Annotated in this window: 16 protein-coding genes; 9 read left to right on the top strand and 7 right to left on the bottom strand. The window is 68.5% G+C overall.

The features are described from left to right. Positions 1–246 precede the first annotated feature (246 nt). Both AC3A4E_RS05935 and AC3A4E_RS05940 read left to right on the top strand, forming a co-directional pair. Positions 247–1,662, top strand: coding sequence for a purple acid phosphatase family protein (locus AC3A4E_RS05935; protein WP_487630607.1), 1,416 nt, complete (start codon positions 247–249; stop codon positions 1,660–1,662). A 5-nt stretch (positions 1,663–1,667) separates the two neighbouring features. Then, positions 1,668–2,267 carry an inorganic diphosphatase gene (locus AC3A4E_RS05940; protein ID WP_487630608.1) on the top strand — a complete coding sequence of 200 codons (600 nt, stop codon included), beginning with the start codon at positions 1,668–1,670 and terminating at the stop codon, positions 2,265–2,267. A 48-nt stretch (positions 2,268–2,315) separates the two neighbouring features. On the opposite strand, the gene AC3A4E_RS05945 is transcribed toward AC3A4E_RS05940, so the two are convergent. The 3 genes from AC3A4E_RS05945 to AC3A4E_RS05955 form a co-directional block, all read right to left on the bottom strand. Then, positions 2,316–2,984, bottom strand: a complete 669-nt coding sequence (locus AC3A4E_RS05945; RefSeq protein WP_487630609.1) for a hypothetical protein — start codon at positions 2,982–2,984, stop codon at positions 2,316–2,318. Between the two features lie 137 nt (positions 2,985–3,121). Continuing rightward, positions 3,122–4,555 (bottom strand): amidohydrolase family protein, encoded by a 1,434-nt coding sequence (locus AC3A4E_RS05950; RefSeq protein ID WP_487630610.1) that lies wholly within the window; start codon positions 4,553–4,555, stop codon positions 3,122–3,124. 136 nt (positions 4,556–4,691) lie between these two features. After that, positions 4,692–6,191: an aminotransferase class III-fold pyridoxal phosphate-dependent enzyme gene (locus AC3A4E_RS05955; RefSeq protein ID WP_487630611.1), complete on the bottom strand. Its 1,500-nt coding sequence runs from the start codon at positions 6,189–6,191 to the stop codon at positions 4,692–4,694. 164 nt (positions 6,192–6,355) lie between these two features. On the opposite strand from AC3A4E_RS05955, the gene AC3A4E_RS05960 reads away from it, so the two are divergent. Further along, positions 6,356–6,787 (top strand): Lrp/AsnC family transcriptional regulator, encoded by a 432-nt coding sequence (locus AC3A4E_RS05960; RefSeq protein ID WP_487630612.1) that lies wholly within the window; start codon positions 6,356–6,358, stop codon positions 6,785–6,787. Between the two features lie 24 nt (positions 6,788–6,811). Here AC3A4E_RS05960 and AC3A4E_RS05965 read toward each other — a convergent pair whose 3' ends face one another. Next, positions 6,812–8,089 (bottom strand): alkaline phosphatase family protein, encoded by a 1,278-nt coding sequence (locus AC3A4E_RS05965; RefSeq protein WP_487630613.1) that lies wholly within the window; start codon positions 8,087–8,089, stop codon positions 6,812–6,814. Between the two features lie 161 nt (positions 8,090–8,250). On the opposite strand from AC3A4E_RS05965, the gene AC3A4E_RS05970 reads away from it, so the two are divergent. Continuing rightward, complete coding sequence (locus AC3A4E_RS05970; RefSeq protein ID WP_487630614.1) at positions 8,251–8,568, top strand: hypothetical protein; 318 nt, start codon at positions 8,251–8,253, stop codon at positions 8,566–8,568. Between the two features lie 60 nt (positions 8,569–8,628). On the opposite strand, the gene AC3A4E_RS05975 is transcribed toward AC3A4E_RS05970, so the two are convergent. Beyond that, positions 8,629–9,390 carry a ThuA domain-containing protein gene (locus AC3A4E_RS05975; protein ID WP_487630615.1) on the bottom strand — a complete coding sequence of 254 codons (762 nt, stop codon included), beginning with the start codon at positions 9,388–9,390 and terminating at the stop codon, positions 8,629–8,631. A 106-nt stretch (positions 9,391–9,496) separates the two neighbouring features. On the opposite strand from AC3A4E_RS05975, the gene hutU reads away from it, so the two are divergent. From hutU to AC3A4E_RS05995, 4 genes are all read left to right on the top strand, one after another. Beyond that, on the top strand, positions 9,497–11,170 hold the full coding sequence (hutU, locus tag AC3A4E_RS05980) for a urocanate hydratase (RefSeq protein ID WP_487630616.1): 1,674 nt from the start codon (positions 9,497–9,499) through the stop codon (positions 11,168–11,170). Positions 11,171–11,304: 134 nt separating this feature from the next. Beyond that, the gene (locus AC3A4E_RS05985; protein WP_487630617.1) at positions 11,305–13,017 is read left to right on the top strand and encodes a leucine-rich repeat domain-containing protein; all 1,713 of its coding nucleotides are present in this window, start codon (positions 11,305–11,307) and stop codon (positions 13,015–13,017) included. 135 nt (positions 13,018–13,152) lie between these two features. Continuing rightward, complete coding sequence (locus tag AC3A4E_RS05990; protein ID WP_487630618.1) at positions 13,153–13,935, top strand: hypothetical protein; 783 nt, start codon at positions 13,153–13,155, stop codon at positions 13,933–13,935. Between the two features lie 55 nt (positions 13,936–13,990). Next, entirely contained in the window at positions 13,991–14,392 is a 402-nt protein-coding gene (locus AC3A4E_RS05995) for a hypothetical protein (protein WP_487630619.1), read from the top strand. A 39-nt stretch (positions 14,393–14,431) separates the two neighbouring features. Here the strand turns inward: AC3A4E_RS05995 and AC3A4E_RS06000 are convergent, their stop codons facing one another. Together AC3A4E_RS06000 and copM are read right to left on the bottom strand one after the other, a co-directional pair. After that, positions 14,432–15,328 carry an alpha/beta hydrolase family protein gene (locus AC3A4E_RS06000; protein ID WP_487630620.1) on the bottom strand — a complete coding sequence of 299 codons (897 nt, stop codon included), beginning with the start codon at positions 15,326–15,328 and terminating at the stop codon, positions 14,432–14,434. An 85-nt stretch (positions 15,329–15,413) separates the two neighbouring features. Next, positions 15,414–15,866 carry a CopM family metallochaperone gene (gene copM, locus AC3A4E_RS06005; protein ID WP_487630621.1) on the bottom strand — a complete coding sequence of 151 codons (453 nt, stop codon included), beginning with the start codon at positions 15,864–15,866 and terminating at the stop codon, positions 15,414–15,416. 279 nt (positions 15,867–16,145) lie between these two features. Here copM and AC3A4E_RS06010 point away from each other — a divergent pair, with 279 nt between their 5' ends. Further along, complete coding sequence (locus tag AC3A4E_RS06010; protein WP_487630622.1) at positions 16,146–18,953, top strand: PAS domain-containing protein; 2,808 nt, start codon at positions 16,146–16,148, stop codon at positions 18,951–18,953. The last annotated feature ends 180 nt before the right edge of the window (positions 18,954–19,133 follow it).

The following is a 19,133-nucleotide window of genomic DNA, read 5'->3' on the forward strand; positions in this document are numbered from 1 at the left end:
ACGCTTCGATGACAGTTCTGTTGTGGTGGCGCGTCAGTGCGATGTCGCGGTGCGCATGCAACGTGCCTGCAACCTCGCGCGGCGATCATGACGCCCCGTGTCGATACGCATGACGGTCCCGCGACATCGATACGACCGTGGCGTGGCGATCGCCACCTCACCTCTCCACGCAGAATCTTTCGACATCCGTCGCCTGCGATGCCTTCGCAACCGTCGGATGCGGCTTTACACAAGGACACACCACCCATGACACACGCGCTGCCCGTACGCCTGCCCCGTCTTCTGCTGCTGAGCGCCGCGCTGCTCGCGATGCCGCTTCATGGCATGGCGGCTGGCGAAACACGCGTCGAGCCGAACACGCTCGTGCCTGAAGGCATCATGCGCTACGCGCCGAGCGTGTTTCCCGACCGCATCGTCGCGTCGCCGGCGCAGGACGCATCGACGGGCTTTGGCGTGTCGTGGCGCACGGCAGTGCCGGTCGACGCATCGCCGGTCGTCGATGCGCTGGTCGTGGAAATCGTGGTGGCCGGCGACTCGCCGGACATGGGGCCGCGTCGCCGGGTTGCCGCGCGCAGCACGACCCTCGACAGCGAGAACGGCAGCGCGGAGTTCCATCGCGCCGAAGTCGATGGCCTGCAGCCAGATACGCTCTATGCCTGGCGTGTGCAGGGCGGCGGCACCTGGAGCCCTTGGATGCAGACGCGCACCGCAGCCGCTGCCGACGCGCCGCTGACGCTGCTGTACTTCGGTGACACCCAGAACAAGAACGCCAGCCTGAGCACGCGGGTGCTGCGCGAAGCGCACCGGCATGCGCCCGACGCGAAGCTCGCGTTGTTCGCCGGCGATCTGGTCAGTGGCGGCGACGGCGAAGACGACAACGAGTGGGGCGAGTGGTTCGACGCGGTCGGCCCGCTGGCAACGATGGTCGTCAACGCGCCGGCGCCCGGCAATCACGAGTACTGGGAAGAATTCGAGGACACTCCGCAGGAGCGTCGCGTGCTCGGCGGCCACTGGCCGCGCACCTTCGCGCTGCCGGCCAATGGCGCGCCCGGCGCGGAGAAGACCAGTTACTGGTTCGACTACCAGGGCGTGCGCGTGGTGGTGCTCGACGGCACGTCCGCGCTCGATCTCGGTACGGCCGAAGCGCAGGCCGCCTGGCTGGATCGCACGCTCGCCGCCAATCCGCATCCCTGGTCGATCGCGCTGATCCACCAGCCGATGTATTCGCCGCGCCAGGATCGCGACAACGTCGCCCTGCGCGAACATGTGTTGCCGGTGCTGGACCGCCGCCGCGTCGATCTGGTGCTGCAGGGTCACGACCACGTTTACGGGCGTCGCCCCGGTGAGGACGCGTCGCGCGCGACGCCGCAGTACCTGGTGTCGGTGGTCGGCGCGAAGCAGTACCGCCTGTCGGACGGCGCCCGCCGCGACATGGCGCCGACAGCGGAAGACACCCAGCTGTTCCAGGTCATCCGTCTGGACGGCGACACGCTGCATTACGAATCGCGCACCACCACAGGCCGTCTCTACGACGCGTTCGAGATCCGTGGCGCCACGCTGGAGACCCGCACACTGCACGAGATCACCGAGGGCCGCATCGCACCACGCGACTGCGCGCGCGACGCAACGCTCAAGGGCCGCGCCGACCGGTGCTGGGAGTGACGCGTATGCGCAATCGCATGTCTGCAACGGTGCTGGCTGCCGCGCTTGCCTGCGTGATGTCGCTCGCAGCGCACGCCGCGACACCGCCCGCGCACGATCGCCAGCCGGCGAACGCGCCGGACGAAGCGGTGTTGCTGGTCGAGATTCCGGCCGGCGGGTTCACCAAGTACGAGAGCGATGCCGAAGGCCGGATCTTCGTCGACCGTTTCCTGTCGATGCCGATGGCCTACCCGGCGAATTACGGCTCGATGCCCGGCACGCATGCCGGCGACGGCGACCCGCTCGACGCGCTGGTGCTGACGCGCGCGCCGCTGTATCCGGGCGTGCTGATCCGCTTCCGTCCGCTGGGCGTGCTGCGGATGATCGACGGCGGCGAGCCCGACGAGAAGATCATCGGGGTGCCGGCCGACGACGTGGATCCCACGTACGCCGGGATGCGCACGCTCGACGACCTGCCGGCGATGGAGCGCGAGCGCATCGAAGCCTTCTTCCGCGTCTACAAGGATCTGCCGGCCGGCAGCAAGCGCGTCGAACTGTCGGGCTGGGGCAGTGCGGACGAAGCGCGCGCGCTGATTCGCGCCACGATCGACGCGGCAGCACGCTGAGCGTCGTCCGGAGAGAGGCAGCATTCGCGGTGCGAGCCGCCTGTGCGGTTACGCGCAGTACTGTGACCGCGCCAGTACCGCGTCCTGCAGCAGTGCGTGGTCGCGCGTACTGAGCGACGGCGCCTGGGACAGGGTGTCGATGGTCCGCCGCAGCGCCGGGCATGGACTTTCCGTATAGCCCGGCGGCCACAGGCCGATCAGCTGCGAGAACCCGCGCACGACGTCGGCCGGTGTGATCTGGCGACGCATGCGGAAGCGCTCCGGCGCCGCTTCGGGACGCGAAGCGGCGCGCTCCCACGGCAGCGTTTCGGCGATCGCGACAGGCACCTCGGCCTGGCCGAGCAGATTGCCGTAATCGAGTGCGACGCCCGACGTCTGCGTGTGCATCAGCGTCGCTTCGTCGCCCGGTGCATGCGTCCCATCCGGCACGGCGACGGCGGGCCGTGGCGCCGATGTCGACCGCGGCGTCTGCGGGACGACCGGCGCGGCGTCCGTGCGCCCGGCGACGGTGTCGACGGATGCTGGCGCCGCGCGCGTGGGGATGAAGACGAGGCGGGTGACGACGGTGGACGCATGCGTGCGCGTGGTGTCGTGACCGCTGCGCCAGCCCAGCAGCCACAGCGCCATCAGGGCAGGCAGCAACAGGGCGGTCGCCAGTGCGGCCAGCGCATGCGGTTCGTCATCGCGCAGGCGCGGTGTTCGGTGCGTCGACGACATGGGCATCCTTGCCTCGGGAACCGACAGGATAGTCCTGCGGTGCAGCGCCTTCCATCGCCGGACGTGTGTCCGCCGCACAGACGCAGCGCGCGGTCATGCGTGCGCCGGCAGGATCTCCTGCCGACGCGCGCGTTCGCTCAACCTTCGGCGGCTTCGGCCGCCTGTGCCTCGCGCGCCGTCTGCAATGCGCCATCGACCGCATTCCATGCCTGCGCGAGATCGACGGATGCGCCATTGGCCCACACCGCGTGGATGGTCCGCGTTGCGCGGATGTCGGCCAGCGGATTCCCGCTGACGACCAGCACATCGGCGCGTGCGCCGGCTTCCAGCCGGCCGAGATCGGGCTGGCCGAGGATGTCGGCGGCAACATGCGTCGCGGCCTGCAGCGCCTGCACCGGTGTCAGGCCGGCGCCGACCAGTGCATCGAGTTCCTGGTGCAGCGCGGGGCCCGGCACGATGTACGGTGCGGCGGGCGCGTCGGAGCCGGCGCCGACCGGCACACCAGCGGCATGCAGGCGCGGCAGCAGTGCATCGAGCAGGCGCTGGTCGGCGCGTGCGCGGGCGTGTGCGGCCGGCGGCTCGAGCACGCCTGCCAGATGCGACCAGTAGCCGTCGAAGTGCGGCGCGATGCGGTCGCCGCCGGGCAGGCCGTCGCGCTCGAGACTGTCGGGCGCGAGGAACTGGGCGGTGTTGCCGGCCGTCGGCACGACAGCGACCGCGCTGGCGGCGAGATCGGCGACGATCCGATCGATGTGCGCGGCGTCGAGCGTCCCGGCGAAGGGATCGCCGCCGAGCCGTGCGTACGCCAGCGCGGCGCCGCCGATGTGCTCGAGCGTGGTCACGCCCGTCGCAGCCGCCTGGCGGGCGTCGACGTCGGCGCCCGAGAGGCCGCGCGTGACCACCAGCCCGAGGTCGCTCATCACCGGCAGGTCGTGACGTGCGGCCGCTACAACGGCCGCGTCGAAGACGTCCGGCGGCAGTTGCTCATAGAGCTTGATCCAGTCCACGCCATGCTCGGCAAGCGCCGCGATCGCGGTCTCGGCCTCGGCGGCGTTGGTTACCGTCAGCGAAGGCTGTGCGCCGAGTGTGTCGACGTCGAGCGGCCGCGGGCCGTCGGGTGTCATCACGCTGTCGGGCCCGTCGATCAACGGGCCGGCGGCGAAGATCCGCGGCGCACCGGGCGTTCCGCGCAGCTGCGCGATGTTGTCGAGGGTGTTGCCGGCATCGCGGATGGTGGTCACGCCCGCGGGCACGAAGGCGCCGATGAAGTGCGGCCGCGCGTGCACATGCAGATCGATCAGTCCCGGCAACAGCAGGCCGTCGCCGTAATCGTGCTGTGCGTTCGCGTCGTCCCAGCTGCAGGCCTCGCGTTCGCCGGCGCAGCGGATGCGTTCGCCGGCGATCACCACGACGCCGCGTTCGATCACCGTGCCCGCGCGCGCGTCGAATACCCGGCCGAGCAGCACGGCATCGGCCGGGGAGTTCATCGAGGCTGTGGACGGCTCGCTGCCGCAGGCCGAGAGAAGAAGCGCCGCACACGGAAGTGCGAGCAGGGCAGAACGTCGAATCATGGTCACCACGCTGTCGGAAAAGCGCGCGGATCGAGGGCGACGGTGCACGTCTTCCAGGCACGTCCCGCGACTTGGACGCCGCGTCTGCGCCCGGGCGGACGCAGACCGGTGCCGGCCGCGCGGGGTGCAGACCTTATCAGGCCGCGGCGGCGTCCGTCTGGCGCGGACCTTCGCGCAGCGCCTTGCCGACCATCGACACCAGCAGTGCGATCTCGTCGTCGCCGATGTTGAAGTGCGGAGTGAAGCGCAGCGAATTCGTGCCGCCGTGGATCACGCCCATGCCCTGTTCGCGCAGCCATTCCTCGGTCGAGCCGGCGCCGTAGCACTTGAACTGGGGCGCGAGTTCGCAGGAGAACAGCAGACCGGTGCCCTGGACCTTGGTGATCAGTCCACCCAGTTCGGCCTTCAACGCTTCGAGCGCCTCGACCGACTTGCGGCCGGCGTCGCGGATGTTGGCGCGCACCTCGGGCGTGAGCTGCGCGAGCACCGCGCAGGCGACGTCCAGCGCACGCGGATTGGCGGTCATCGTGTTGCCGTACACGCCGCTCTTGTAGAGCTGCGCGGTGTGCTCGGTCACCGCGAGTACCGACAGCGGGTACTGGCCGGCGTTGAGGGCCTTCGAATACGTCTCCATGTCCGGGGCATCGAGACCTTCGAAGCCCGGGTAGTCGACGACCGACAGCACGCCGTGCGCGCGCAGGCCGGCCTGGATCGAGTCGACCAGCAGCAGGCTGCCGTGGGCACGGGTGACTTCGCGCGCGGCGGCGTAGAACGCCGGCGGCAATGCACGACCGGGGTCGCCTTCGCCCATCACCGGTTCCAGGAACACGGCTTCGACGAACCAGCCGTTCGCGTCCGCATCGGCGAATGCCTGGCGCAGCGCGTCGGCGTCGTAGGGCGCGATCGTGATCAGCGAATTCTCGTCGCGGAAGCTCGCGAGGTACTTCTTGTAGGTCGCGCGCGAGGAGTCCGAGTACAGCGCCGGACGCTCGGTGCGGCCGTGGAAGCTGCCCTTGACGACGATGCGCTTGATCGTGCGGCCGGCATGGCGGCCACCCGGATCGGTCTGGGTGCGGGTGTTGATGTCGGCGATGCGCGCGGCCAGGCCGACCGATTCGGAGCCGGAGTTCAGGCACAGGAAGTGGCTGTAGGGACAGCCGCCGTCACGGGTATGGCCGATCTCGCGGCGCAGCGCGCGGTCGAGTTTCAGCTGCGACAGACTCGGCGTCATGATGTTGGCCATCGGCACCGGCTGCGCCATCGCGGCGATCACATCCTTCGGCGTGTGGCCGAAGCCGAGCATGCCGTAGCCGCCCGAATCGTGCAGCACCGCGCCCTTGAGCGTGACGATCCACGGGCCGCGTGCGCTCAGTGCGACGTAGGGGTTCACCGCATCGCCGGGATAGAAGTTGATGTAGCCCGCCTGCACGGCGCGCGCCTGCGCGTCCTCGTCCAGATCGAGCAGGTCGGCGAAGTCCTGCGTCAGGCCTGCATGCGCCTGTGCGGCGGCCTGCACGGCCTCGACGAGTTCGGGGTGCGTCGCGGCGAAGCGTTCCAGCACGTCGTCCGGCAGGCCGGTGGTGCGGCGGGTGCCGCCATGGGCGCGCAGGGGGGCGAGGGTCTGGATCACGGACATGCGGGTCACTCCTTGGAACGTCGGGGAGGGCCGGGCGCTGGGCACGCTGGAGCGCGATCAGGCCGGCGGTCTCTCCATTATCTGGACGATTGTGTCGAACGGAAGCGACGGAACGACGAGCGATGGGTAGAATTTCGGCAGATCGCCGAACCGTTGCCGCACCTATGTCCACCGAATCCGCCGATGTCCGCCTGCTGATCCTGCTGCGGGAGAACGCGCGCCTGTCGACGGCGGAGATCGCGCGCCGCCTGGGGCTGTCGCGGACCACGGTGCAGAGCCGGATCGAGCGGCTGGAGCGCGACGGCGTGATCAGCGGCTACACCGTGCGCGTGCGCGACGATTTCGAGCAGGGCCACATCCGCGCGCAGATCATGATCACCGTGCGTCCGCGGCAGACCACACCGGTGGTGACTGCACTGCGTGCGATCGATGCGGTGCGCACGCTGCACTCGGTCAGCGGCCCCTACGATCTGATCGCGCTGGGCGTGGTACCCACGGTGGCCGACATGGACGAACTGACCGATCGCATCGGGTGCATCGAAGGCGTCGAGCGGACGACCTCATCGATCATCCTGTCGACGAAATTCGACCGCTGAGTCCGGACGGTCGGCGCCGGCCGCTCAGTCGGCGGTGTCGTCGAGTGCGGGCAGCAACGTCCGCGGATCGCCATCGTTGTCGACGGGCGTCACGCCCAGCAGGCGCGCCAGCATCGGATAGAGATCCACGTTGTCGAACCCGTCCAGCGTCACGCCGCTGCGGAACGCCGGGCCGTGCGCGATGAACACCGCGCGCATCTCCGGTGTCGCCGGATCGTAGCCGTGCGAGCCGCGGGTCCTGCCTTCGCGCCGGGCGAGCCCCGCGCGCGGAATCGCGTCCCAGCCCGGATGCATCTGGCAGACGATCGGCGGCACCCGCGGATGTGTGCCGAAATGCCAGCGCGCCGGCATCTCGCCGCGGCGCCAGCAGTCGTACTGCGGATGCGCGCCAAGCAGGCGCTGTTCGACGCGGGCCTCGTAGCCCGGGTTCGGAATCACGCCGATCACCTGGCCGGTGGACACCACGCGTGCTTCTTCCATGGTGACCATGTCCTCGATCGCGATCGACTGGCCAGGTGGCACCTCGGCCATGCCGTGGTCGGAGACGAGCACCAGGTTCACGCGGTCGTACAGGCCGCGCGCGCGCAGGCCGTCGAGCAGGCGCCCCAGCGCGGCGTCGACATCCCGCAACGCCGCGTGCAGCTCGGGCGAATCCGGGCCGTGGTTGTGACCGGCCGTGTCGGTCTGTTCGAAGTACAGGGTGGCAAAGGCGGGGCGGGTCGCTGCGGGGCCGGAAAGCCAGCCCAGCACCGTGTCCACGCGCACGTCGAGCGGACGCGTGTCCTCGAACGGCAGCCAGGTCGTGGGACGCACGCCACGGACCGGTGCCTCGCTGCCGGGCCACGACAGCGTCGCGGTGCGCAGGCCAGCATTCTCGGCAGTCACCCACAACGGTTCGCCGTCGCCGTACCAGTCGCCATTTCCGACCGCGTCCCGGTCCGACAACCGGAAGTCGCCGAGCGCGGCATCGTGCATCGAGTTGTGGATCAGACCGTGGCGGTCCGGACGCAGCCCGGTCACCAGGGTGTAGTGGTTGGGAAAGGTGAGTGACGGATAGGACGGGCGCATCCATGCCTGCACGCCTGTGGCGGCGAGCGCGTCGAGATGCGGCGTTTCGCCGCGACCGAGATAGTCGGGGCGCAATCCGTCGAACGAGACCAGCAGCAGGGTCGGACGCGCATCCGCGGTATCCGATATCGAAGCGGTCGTCGGGTCGGTGGGCGGGTCGGGCGGCGTGGCGCAGGCAGCCAGCAGCAACAGCGGAAGCAGCGCGAATGCGCGCGCAGAAGAGACGGAAATCATCGCGGCAGGATACCGGGACGACATGACATCCCGCAGTCAGCGGCATGAAAGCGGCACGACAGGACCGCACGACGGCTGAACATGGAACGCCCGTGAACCCGGGTACGGTCCGGCGCGCGTATCGTATGTCCACTGGTATCTGGCACCGCAGGAGGTGCGCGATGAGACATGCATGGTGGACGACGGCCCTGTTGGCCGGCCTTGCGTTCGGCGCAGCCGGTCAGGTGGCGCACGCGCAGCAGCAGGAAGAGGAAGAAGAGTCGGCGCGTGACCGCGGTCAGCGGACCAGTGCGGCCGATCGTTTCTGCATCCGCGAGACCGGGTCCCGCATCACGGCGTCCCGCAATGCACGCTCCAAGCGTGCCGAGCAGGAGTGCGTCACCGGCGGCGGTCGCGTCTATACGCGTGAGGACATCGACCGCACCGGCTCGACCGACGTCAAGGACGCACTGCGCAGGCTCGACCCGTCGATCTTCTGAATCGGATCGATCGCGAGACAGGCAACGCCCGGCTCCGGCCGGGCGTTTCCGTTTCCGGCGTCAGCAGGCGTCGCTGTGCCCGGTGCTCCACAGCAGGCCGCGCAGCAGCTGGGCTCGGAACACCGGATCGGCGTACAGCGCCGGATCGTGCCCCAGGCCGGTGTACCAGGCGCGGCCGCCGGCATTGCGGTGGCACCACGCGATGGGATGGTCCTCGCCCATGCGTCCGTCGGGATGCGAGGCGGTATCGATCGACGCGGTCACCCGCACGAAGGACCGCGGATTGCGCCGGTAGTCGTAGATCTCGTCGGTCACCCGCCACTCGCGCAGGCCGTCCGGTCCGGCGTCGTGTTCGAACACCACACGCACCGACTGCAGGCCTTCGGGATGCCGCGAGAACCACGCGCCTACCAGATCGCCGTACCAGGGCCAGGTGTAGCCGCTGTCGGCGGCCGCATGCACGCCCATGAAACCGCCGCCCGCACCCACATAGCGTTCGAACGCGGCCTGCTGTGCGGGATCGAGCACCTCGCGCGTCGTGCTGACGAACACCACGGCCGCGTAGCGCGACAGACCGGCGTCGTCGAACAGCGTCGCGTCTTCGGACGCGTCGACCGCGAAACCGGACTGCACGCCCAGGGCCCGCAGCGTGTCGATCGCGACCGGAATCGAATCGTGGCGGAAACCGGCGGTGCGCGAGAACAGCAGCACGCGTACGGGCGCTTCGCTTGAAGCGGGCGTGGCAGGCTGCGTCGATCCGGTCTGCGCGGCGCAGCCGGCAAGCGCCATCGTCCACGCGGCAATGAATAAACGAAACGTCACGGGCCGAGGATAGGGCGGCCGCGTCCGTGCGCTCACGCCGCAGCGCACCAGTCGGCGCCGGGATGCGATGCGATAATCGCCGCATCGACTTCAACGGAATGCCGCAATGACCGACGCCTCGCGCCACGACCCGTCCCGCACGATCCGCGCGCCGCGCGGCAGCGAACTGACCTGCCGGTCGTGGCTCACCGAAGCGCCGTTCCGCATGCTGCAGAACAATCTCGATCCTGATGTCGCCGAGCGGCCCGAGGACCTCGTCGTCTACGGCGGCATCGGCCGCGCTGCGCGCGACTGGGCCTGCTACGACGCGATCCTCGAATCGCTCAGAACCCTCGGCGACGACGAGACGCTGCTGGTGCAGTCCGGCAAGCCGGTGGGCGTGTTCCGCACCCACAGCGATGCGCCGCGCGTGCTGATCGCCAACTCCAACCTGGTGCCGCACTGGGCGACGTGGGAGCACTTCCACGAACTCGATCGCAAGGGCCTGGCGATGTACGGCCAGATGACCGCGGGTTCGTGGATCTACATCGGCAGCCAGGGGATCGTGCAGGGCACCTACGAGACCTTCGTCGAGATGGGGCGCCAGCACTACGGCGGCGACCTGACCGGCAAGTGGATCCTCACCGCGGGCCTCGGCGGCATGGGTGGTGCACAGCCGCTGGCCGCGAGCCTCGCCGGCGCGTGTTCGCTCACCATTGAATGCCAGCAGAGCCGGATCGATTTCCGCATCAAGACCCGCTACGTCGACGAGCAGGCCACCGACCTCGACGACGCGCTTGCGCGCATCGAGAAGTACACGCAGGCCGGCGAAGCGAAATCCATCGCGCTGCTGGGCAATGCGGCCGAGGTGCTGCCGGAACTGGTGAAGCGCGGTGTGCGTCCGGACTGCGTCACCGACCAGACCAGCGCGCACGATCCCGTGCACGGTTACCTGCCGATCGGCTGGAGCGTCGAGCGCTGGATCGCCGAACAGACGGCGAATCCAGAATCGGTCCGCGATGCCGCGAAAGCCTCGATGCGGGTGCACGTCGAAGCCATGCTCGCCTTCCACGCCGCCGGCATTCCCACCGTCGACTACGGCAACAACATCCGTCAGATGGCCCAGGACGAGGGCTGCACCAACGCCTTCGATTTCCCCGGCTTCGTGCCGGCCTATGTGCGCCCGCTGTTCTGCCGCGGCATCGGCCCGTTCCGCTGGGTCGCGCTGAGCGGCGATCCAGAGGACATCGCGAAGACCGACGCCAAGGTCAAGGAACTGATTCCCGATGACGCGCACCTGCACCGCTGGCTCGACATGGCAGCCGAGCGCATCGCCTACCAGGGCCTGCCGGCGCGCATCTGCTGGGTGGGCCTGGGCGTGCGCGACAAGCTGGGCCTCGCGTTCAACGAGATGGTGCGCAACGGCGAACTCAAGGCGCCGATCGTCATCGGCCGCGATCACCTCGATTCCGGCTCTGTCGCGTCGCCGAACCGAGAGACCGAAGCGATGCAGGACGGTTCCGATGCTGTCAGCGACTGGCCACTGCTCAACGCGATGCTCAACGTCGCGGGCGGCGCGACCTGGGTGTCGCTGCACCACGGCGGCGGCGTCGGCATGGGCTACTCGCAGCACTCCGGGGTGGTCATCGTCTGCGACGGCACCGCGGAAGCCGACAAACGCATCGCCCGCGTGCTGTGGAACGATCCCGGCACCGGCGTGATGCGCCATGCGGATGCGGGCTACGACATCGCGAGGGACTGTGCGAAAGCGCAGGGGCTGAATCTGCCGATGGTGCGCTGAGGCGCGACGCCTTCGGGCAAGCGCTCATGTCGATCGCGCGCGTGTGCAGGCGGCCCATGGTCGCGGCCCGCGCCCGGTAGACGACGTTGCAAGCGGGTGTGACAGCAGACATCCAGTTTCCGGGGAGGGGTGCGATGAAGTGCGTTGAACGTCTGGCCGCATGTGCGGTGTTGTCGATCTCGATCGCCCCGTCCGCGTTGGCCGCGCCGCTCCTGCGTGGCGACGCGCTGCACGTCTGCAACGCGCTGAGCGGTTTCACCAACCTGCGCGAAGGACCCAGTGCCAGCAGGTTCGACGTCGTGGCCCGGATGCCGAACGGCCAACGGCTCCGATTCGCGAATGCCGAGCGGACGCCCGAAGGGCATGTCTACTATCGCGTCGCCATGCTGGATGCGGAGGGCGACGCGATGCGCAGCGGCTATGTGCACCACGAGGCCGTGCGCGCCAGGTGCGACATTCCGCCCACGCAGAACGATGCGCTCGCGCGGCTGGCGACCAGCATCGCCGCGGACAATCCGGAGCTCGCTGCGTCCGACATCGTGGCCGTCAATGCGGACTTCGATGGCACTTCGATCGACCTCAAGCATCTGCCGCAACTGCATGACCTCTCCGCACTGGCGGCGTGGAAGACGCTCGAATTCATCGATCTCACCGGGTCGGGCGTCACCGATCTGTCGCCGCTGTCCGGCCTGCAGTCGCTGAAGACGCTGAGCCTCTACGAAACAGCCGTGCGCGACATCACGCCGCTGTCGTCGCTGCGCGCGCTGCGGACGCTGAATCTCCACGGCACGCGGATCGACGATGTGGATGCGCTGTCGGGGCTGCCGGATCTGCAGACGCTCTATATGTCGTCGAGCAGCGTGCGCGACATCTCCGCACTCGCCTCGCTGCCCGATCTGCGTCTGTTGACCCTGTCGGAAACGCAGGTGCGTGACTATGCCCCGCTCGGGGCGGTGTCGTCCCTGCGCACGCTGAGCCTCACCCGCGGCGGCGTGCGCGACACCTCATTCCTCCGTAACAAGCCGCTGCTGCGGTCCGTCAATCTGGACGGGAACGCGATCGTCGACCTGTCGGTGATCGCGACCCTGCCGGTGGTCGAGGATGCGGCGCTCAGCACCAATCCGTTCACCGACATCGGCCCGCTGGCAGGCATGCAGACGCTCAGAACGCTGTCGCTGGCCAACAGCAGGACTGTGGACTATCGCCCGCTGGCCGCGCTGACGTCGCTGACCGGGCTGGTGCTGACCGGCAGCACGGTCGTCGACCTTGCGCCGCTCACAGGGCTGACCAGGCTCGAATCGCTTTCGCTCGGGGAGACCGCCGTTGCGCGTATCGATCCTGTGGCGAACATGCCGTCGCTTCGCATCCTGGGGATGCACAACACGCGGGTCAGCGAACTGTCGCCGCTCGCAGGCCTGCATCGCCTGGAGCGGTTGTCGATCTCCGGCACGTCCGTCGACGATCTGTCGCCGATCGCGGGTCACCGGGCGCTGCGTGTGCTGGCGCTGCGGGGGACGCAGGCCCGGGACTTCTCGATGCTTGCGGGCCTGACCGCACTCGAGGATCTGGATCTGGCCAGCACGCCGTTCACCGCGATGGCGACGCTTGCGCCGCTGGCATCACTGCAGACACTGACGCTGTCGAGGACATCCGTCGACGATGTCTCGGTGCTCGCAGGCTTGCCCGAACTGCGCTGGCTGACCCTGGAAGAAACCCGCGTGGACGATGTGTCACCGCTGCGGTCCATGACCACGCTGCGCTCCCTGCGGTTGACCGGGTCGCCGGTCGGGAACGTGGACGTGCTGTCGGCACTGGCGGACGCGGGGCTCGATATCCGGAGCGACTAGTGCAATCAGGAGATCACGGGTCCAGGTTCAAGTTTGGGCGTGCACCTCTTCCAAAGGCCCACCAGGCTTTGGTGTTGTGTGGTGAACTGGAGCCTCGATGGCGGCCGTATCCCCCTCCCAATGAGACATCGGGTGATGACCATGAACGCTTGTGTGCGCGGGGCGATCGCCACGCTGGTGCTGTTCCTTGCATGCGTCGCCCATGCGCAGACGCAGCAACCGCTGCTGGACGCCATGCAGGCGATGGGGGTGGGATCAGCGGCGGTCGATTCGAAGGCCGGACGCGGTGATTCGACCATCAATGGACCTGAATTCGACCAGGCCAGCAACGAGTGGCGGATGATGATCGAACGGGGCGAGGGCGCCGCTTACCGGCGATTCTTCGTGTCGCTCAACGAGTCTTCCGGCCTGGTCTGCGTACATGCGCTGACCAGCGAGTGCGCTCCGCGCGACGACGCCATGCGGGCACTGCGGGATGCGCGCGACAAGCGGCGTGGCCTTGCCGACGCAGCGTTGAATCCTCCTCCCGATCTGCAGGGCGTCATGATTGCGGTGATACGCCATCAGCTGGACGCTGGCGGTTACCTGGCGAGCAACCGCATGCCGCTGTATGTCTCGCTGCATTTGCCCGGTGACGATCGCCCGATCGACCTTTCCGAGGAATCGATTCGATCTTTGGGTGATACGGGCCTGCAACTGCTGGCTGGTTCCGAATGGAGAGCGCCGGAGAGCGGCGCGCAAGAGCACACCGCGATGAGGATGGGCGTCGGCACGCCGACGCGACGGGCGGACGGGGGCTACGACATCACGTTCGGATTCTGGTGCGGCCCGCTCTGCGCTTCCAGCCATACGGCGGTCTCGCGCCACGGGACGTCGGGCTGGCACGTGATCTCCTCGGAGATGAAATCGATCTCCTGATCAGCAGGTGAGGTTTGCAGGTTCACTCACCGAGCTGTCGCAGGAGCGTTACTGGATGGACAAGATGCTCTGTCGAGATCACAGACGCGGCATTCGCGCGCGGAGCGCGGTTCTGTTGCTAGTGATGTCCTTTACGACGCTTTCGGCACAGGCCTGCATCGTCGCGCCATCGAGCGAGGCAATGGCGCCCAGCGTCGCGGCGGCCCAGCTCGTCGCCCACGGTGTGGCGTCGGGCGAACGCTTGGATGATCGAAGCAACAGCCTTTGGATTCTTGTCGATGTCGACAAAGTGTCGCGCGGTTTGACGCCGTTTCGCGTTGAGGCAATTTCTCCATGTGGCGTTGTTCTGCCAAAAGGGACGCGCGTGGTGGTGCTGGGGAACGGCCCGCGCTTGACGGTGTTCAGTGCGTGGACGCTGCGCGATGCAGGCGTGCCCGATCTGGCGCCCGCTCGCTGAGGCAGTGCTTGTTTGTCGCAGAAAGTCTCCGCAAAGCCTTCAGTCAGACACGCTTTGAACGAGCCAGTCGACGATCGCATCGAATCTTTGCTGGTCGAGCGCATGCCCACGCTCGACGCGCAGTTCGGTGATGAAGTCACCGGCGACCTTGGCCACGACCTGATCCGCGTCCCGCGAATATTTGTCCTCGCTCCCCGACACGACCAGCGTCGGGCGCGGGCCGATGGCCGCCAGCACGTCGTGCGTGTCGATCAGCTGCGCCAGGCCCGGTACCGCTTCGAACAGGGTGATGCCGGTCTCTTCGCGGCGTCGGGTGTCGAAGCTGCAGACCGCGCCGCTGATGCAGGCGAAGCGGCAGCGCGGGTCGACGGCAGCGTGGTACAGCGCGGTGTAGCCGCCGTACGAATGGCCCACGATGCCGACGCGGCGTGCGTCGAGTCCGGCGGCGTCGATCAGCACGCTCAACGCACGCTGGGCGTCGTCGAGGCCCTTGCGCATCAGCGTGTCGCCGTCGAGCAGGCGGTAGCTCATGGCGCTGTAGTGCTGCAGCCAATCGTAATAGTGCGGCTCCACGCCGTGCACTTTGCCGCGGCGATCCTCGAACGTGAGGGCGTCCGGCGCCAGCACTGCGAGGCCGCGACGTGCGAGCGCCGGGCCGAAGGCCTGGAACTGGCTGCCGACATCGCCGGCGATTTCGCTCTTGCCGAAGTGGAACTCGCCGTTGTGCTGGTGGAAGACCACCACGCCGCCTCGGGTGCTCTGCGTCGTGGGCATGAAGAGGAACGCTGGAATGATGTCGCCTTCCAAGCCGCGGTATTCGATCCGTTCCCGGGTGAATCCATCGAACGTATCGACGTCGCCATGTTCGAACGCGACGGGCACAGGCGCCGCAAGCTGGAGACGCTCTCGAAGCATCGCGCCGATGTTGCAGGTCATGACGTTCCCCATAAAAGGTGTGTGCCGATTCCGGTGTTCGAGTCGCGTTCCTGACGCCTGCGCATGTATCGAACGCGCGAGCGCATCAGTGATGCGTGTGCGCGTCGTCATCCGGAGCAGGCGCGTCAACAGCAACGCCGCGGTCCTGCAGCCAGCGCTGCATCTGCGCGATCTCGGTTTCCTGCGCGGCGATGACCTGCTGCGCGAGGGCGCGCACTTCCGGGTCGGTGCCGTGTTCGAGCACGACGTGGGCCATGTCGATGGCGCCCTGGTGATGCGGAATCATGCCGCGCATGAAGTCGACATCGGCATCGCCGGTGAAGCCGGCGCCCATGCCGGCGTGCATGGCGTCATTGACGCGCTGATAGGCCAACGTGGATGCGCTCGCGGTGTCGCTTTCAGCTGCTGCGGCCGCGGGCACGGATTCGACGGCTGCAGGCGGCGTTGCGTTGGCCTCGACCGTGGATGCGGTGTCGGACGCTTCGGGCGTGCAGGCGGCGAGCAGGGCGGTCATCGCCATCAACGGGATCAGGCGCATGCGGGTGGTCCTCGGGGTTGCGTGGAGCGCGACACCATGCCCGGTCGACTCGGCGCCTGTCCAATGCGCGGCAACACGTGCAGGGTGCTGCCGCGCTGGGCGCGGCTGGCGTTGTGGGCAGACGACCCGGATCCACCGCCGCCCGGGCGCGTATCGCGGCAGACAGGGGCCCGCAGGTGCGCCGATCCGCGCGTATCGATGCGTTCGCGTCCGGAGTCGCCTCGCCGGCCGGCAACTGGGAGAATGCCGGGAACCGCCGCCGTTCCCGCCGAGATCTCCTTGAACCCTTCGACCCAGAACGACACGCTCCAGGCCGCACGCGACGCCGAGCGCGTCGAACTGGCGCTCGCCGCCGGGGCCATCGTCGGCACATGGTTCTGGGACATTCCCCGCGACAACGTCACGATCGACGACGCGCTGGCCGAGGCCTTCGGTCTGGATCCGGCCGTGGTGCGCGGTGCGCTGCGCCTGGACCAGATCCTGGACTACGTGCATCCCGAAGACCGGTCGGGGCTGAAGGGCGCGATCGACGACGCGGTGCGTCGGGGCGGGCGTTACTCGCACGCCTACCGGACCCTGGGCCGGGATCGGCAGTACCGGTGGATCGAGGCGATCGGCCGGGTCGATCACGACGCCGACGGACAGGCCGTCGGTTTTCCGGGTGTGCTGATCGACATCGAGGAACGCCGGCGGATCGAGGCCGAGCGGGATCACGCCCAGACGCTGCTGCGGTCCTTCGTCGAGGCCGCGCCGGGCGTGGTCTACGCCAAGGACCGCCAGGGCCGCATCCTGATCGGCAACCGCGGGACCACCGAACTGATCGGCCGCCCGCCCGAGGCCTACATCGGCCGCACCGATGCCGAACTGCTGGGCGATGCCGCGCAGGCCGCCGCGGTGATGGCGACCGACGAACGCATCATGTCGAGCGGACGCGCGGAGCAGGTCGAGGAGGAGGTGAGCTTCCCCGATGGACGGCGCGCGTGGTGGCTGTCGACCAAGGCGCCATTGCGCGATGCCGACGGCACCGTCACCGGCCTGGTCGGCACCTCGCTCGACATCACCGATCGCAAGGCCGCGGAAGCGCGTCATCTGGAGATCGAGGAGCGCTACCGGCTTGCCGCGGGCGCCACCAACGATGCGATCTGGGACTGGCGCATCAACGACGGTCATGTGGTCTGGAACGAGGCGCTGTACACGCTGTTCGGCCACGCCGAAACCGCGACCGGTGCGCAGTGGTGGCTCGACCACATCCATCCCGAGGACCGGCACCGGATCGACACGCAGATCCACGCGGTCATCGAGGGGGATGGCTCGGTGTGGACGGGCGAGTACCGGTTCGAGCGCGCCGATGGCAGTTATGCGGCGGTCCTGGATCGCGGCACCGTGCTGCGCGACGCCGCCGGCGAACCGGTGCGCATGATCGGGGCGATGCTGGACCTGTCGGCGAGCAAGGCCGCCGAAGCCGCACTGGCGCAGAGCGAGGAGCGGCTGCGTCTTGCCACCGACGCCGGCGACATGGGGTTCTGGGATGTGGACCTCGTCAACAATGCGTTGATCTGGCCGCCCCGCACCAAGGCCATGTTCGGCATCTCCGGCGATGTCGCGGTGACCCTGCGCGATTTCTACAAGGGTCTGCATCCGGAAGATCTCGCAGCCACCACGGCCGCATTCGACGCGGCGGCCGATCCGGATCGGCGCGCGCTCTATGACGTCGAATACCGCACCGTCGGACAGGAAGACGGCGTCGTGCGCTGGGTCGCGGCCAAGGGCCGCGGCCTGTTCGAGGGTGACCGGTGCCTGCGTGTGCTCGGTGTCGCCATCGATGTCACCGCACGCAAGCGCGCCGACGCGCGGCTCAAGGAACTGAACGAGCGGCTGGAAAGCCGGGTGCTGGAAGAGGTCGCCGAGCGCACGCGTGTGGAAGACGCACTGCGGCAGAGCCAGAAGATGGAGGCGGTGGGCCAGCTGACCGGCGGCATCGCGCACGACTTCAACAACATGCTCGCAGCCGTCGTGGGCCCGCTGGATCTGCTGGCCTCGCGGCTGAAGGACCACCCCGATCCGCGTACGAAGCGCTACATCGACATGGCGATCGACGGCGCCAGTCGCGCCGCGCAACTCACGCAGCGCCTGCTGGCGTTCTCGCGGCAGCAACCGCTGCAGCCGGTCGCGGTGGATGCGAACCGGCTGGTCGCGGGCATGTCGGATCTGCTGGCGCACTCGCTGGGCAGCAGCGTGCGTCTGCAGATCGAACTCGGCGCCGACCTGTGGCCCACGCATGTCGATGCCAACCAGCTCGAGAACGTGATCCTCAACCTGGCGGTCAATGCGCGCGATGCGATGCCCGGTGGCGGGCGACTGGCGATCGCGACACGCAACTGCACGCTGGCGCCCGGAGATGGCGGTGGTGTGCAGGACGTGCCGCCCGGACAGTACGTCCTGATCACCGTGACCGACGACGGCTGCGGCATGCCGCCCGAGGTGATGGCCAAGGCCTTCGATCCGTTCTATACGACCAAGAAGGTCGGCAAGGGCACGGGGCTCGGTCTGTCGCAGGTCTACGGTTTCGTCAGGCAGTCGTCGGGCCACGTGCGCATGTCGTCCGAGGTCGGGCAGGGCACGGTCGTCCAGATCTGGCTGCCCAGGCTCGAGGGTGACGCCGGCATCGTGGCGCCTGCCGTTGCCGATGCGACCTCGCTTGCGACGGGACACCGGCAGCTGGTCCTCGTCGTGGACGATGAACCCGCCGTGCGGCAGTTTTCCACCGATGCCCTGCACGAACTCGGTTACCGCGTGCTCACCGCCGACGGTGCGGCCAGGGCGCTGCAACTGCTCGATGCGCACCCCGACATCGTCGTGCTGTTCACCGACGTCGTGATGCCCGAGATCAACGGACGCCAGCTGGCCGACGAGGCATTGAAACGCAGGCCGGATCTCAAGGTGCTGTTCACCACCGGCAACAGCCGCAACACGCTGGTGCAGGACGGCGTACTCGATGGGGGCGTGCAACTGATCGGCAAGCCGTTCACGGTCGATGCGCTGGCCACACGCATGGCCGCGGTGCTGGGCGCCACGCCCGACGCCTGAGGGCGATCGCAATCCAAGGCGGCGCGGCCGGAAGTCATGATGGCGAACGCCACGGGCGCGTGGCAGGCGCGCCCGCTGGATTTGCTGCCTGACCCCTGGAGCGCCTGGCGTCGCTCGCGCGGGTCCGCCTCCATCGCCTGACACGACGGGTTGTGCGACGGCCTGCGCGTCGCCATCTTG

The sequence above is a fragment of the Luteimonas sp. Soil_N_1 genome, from assembly GCF_057656255.1.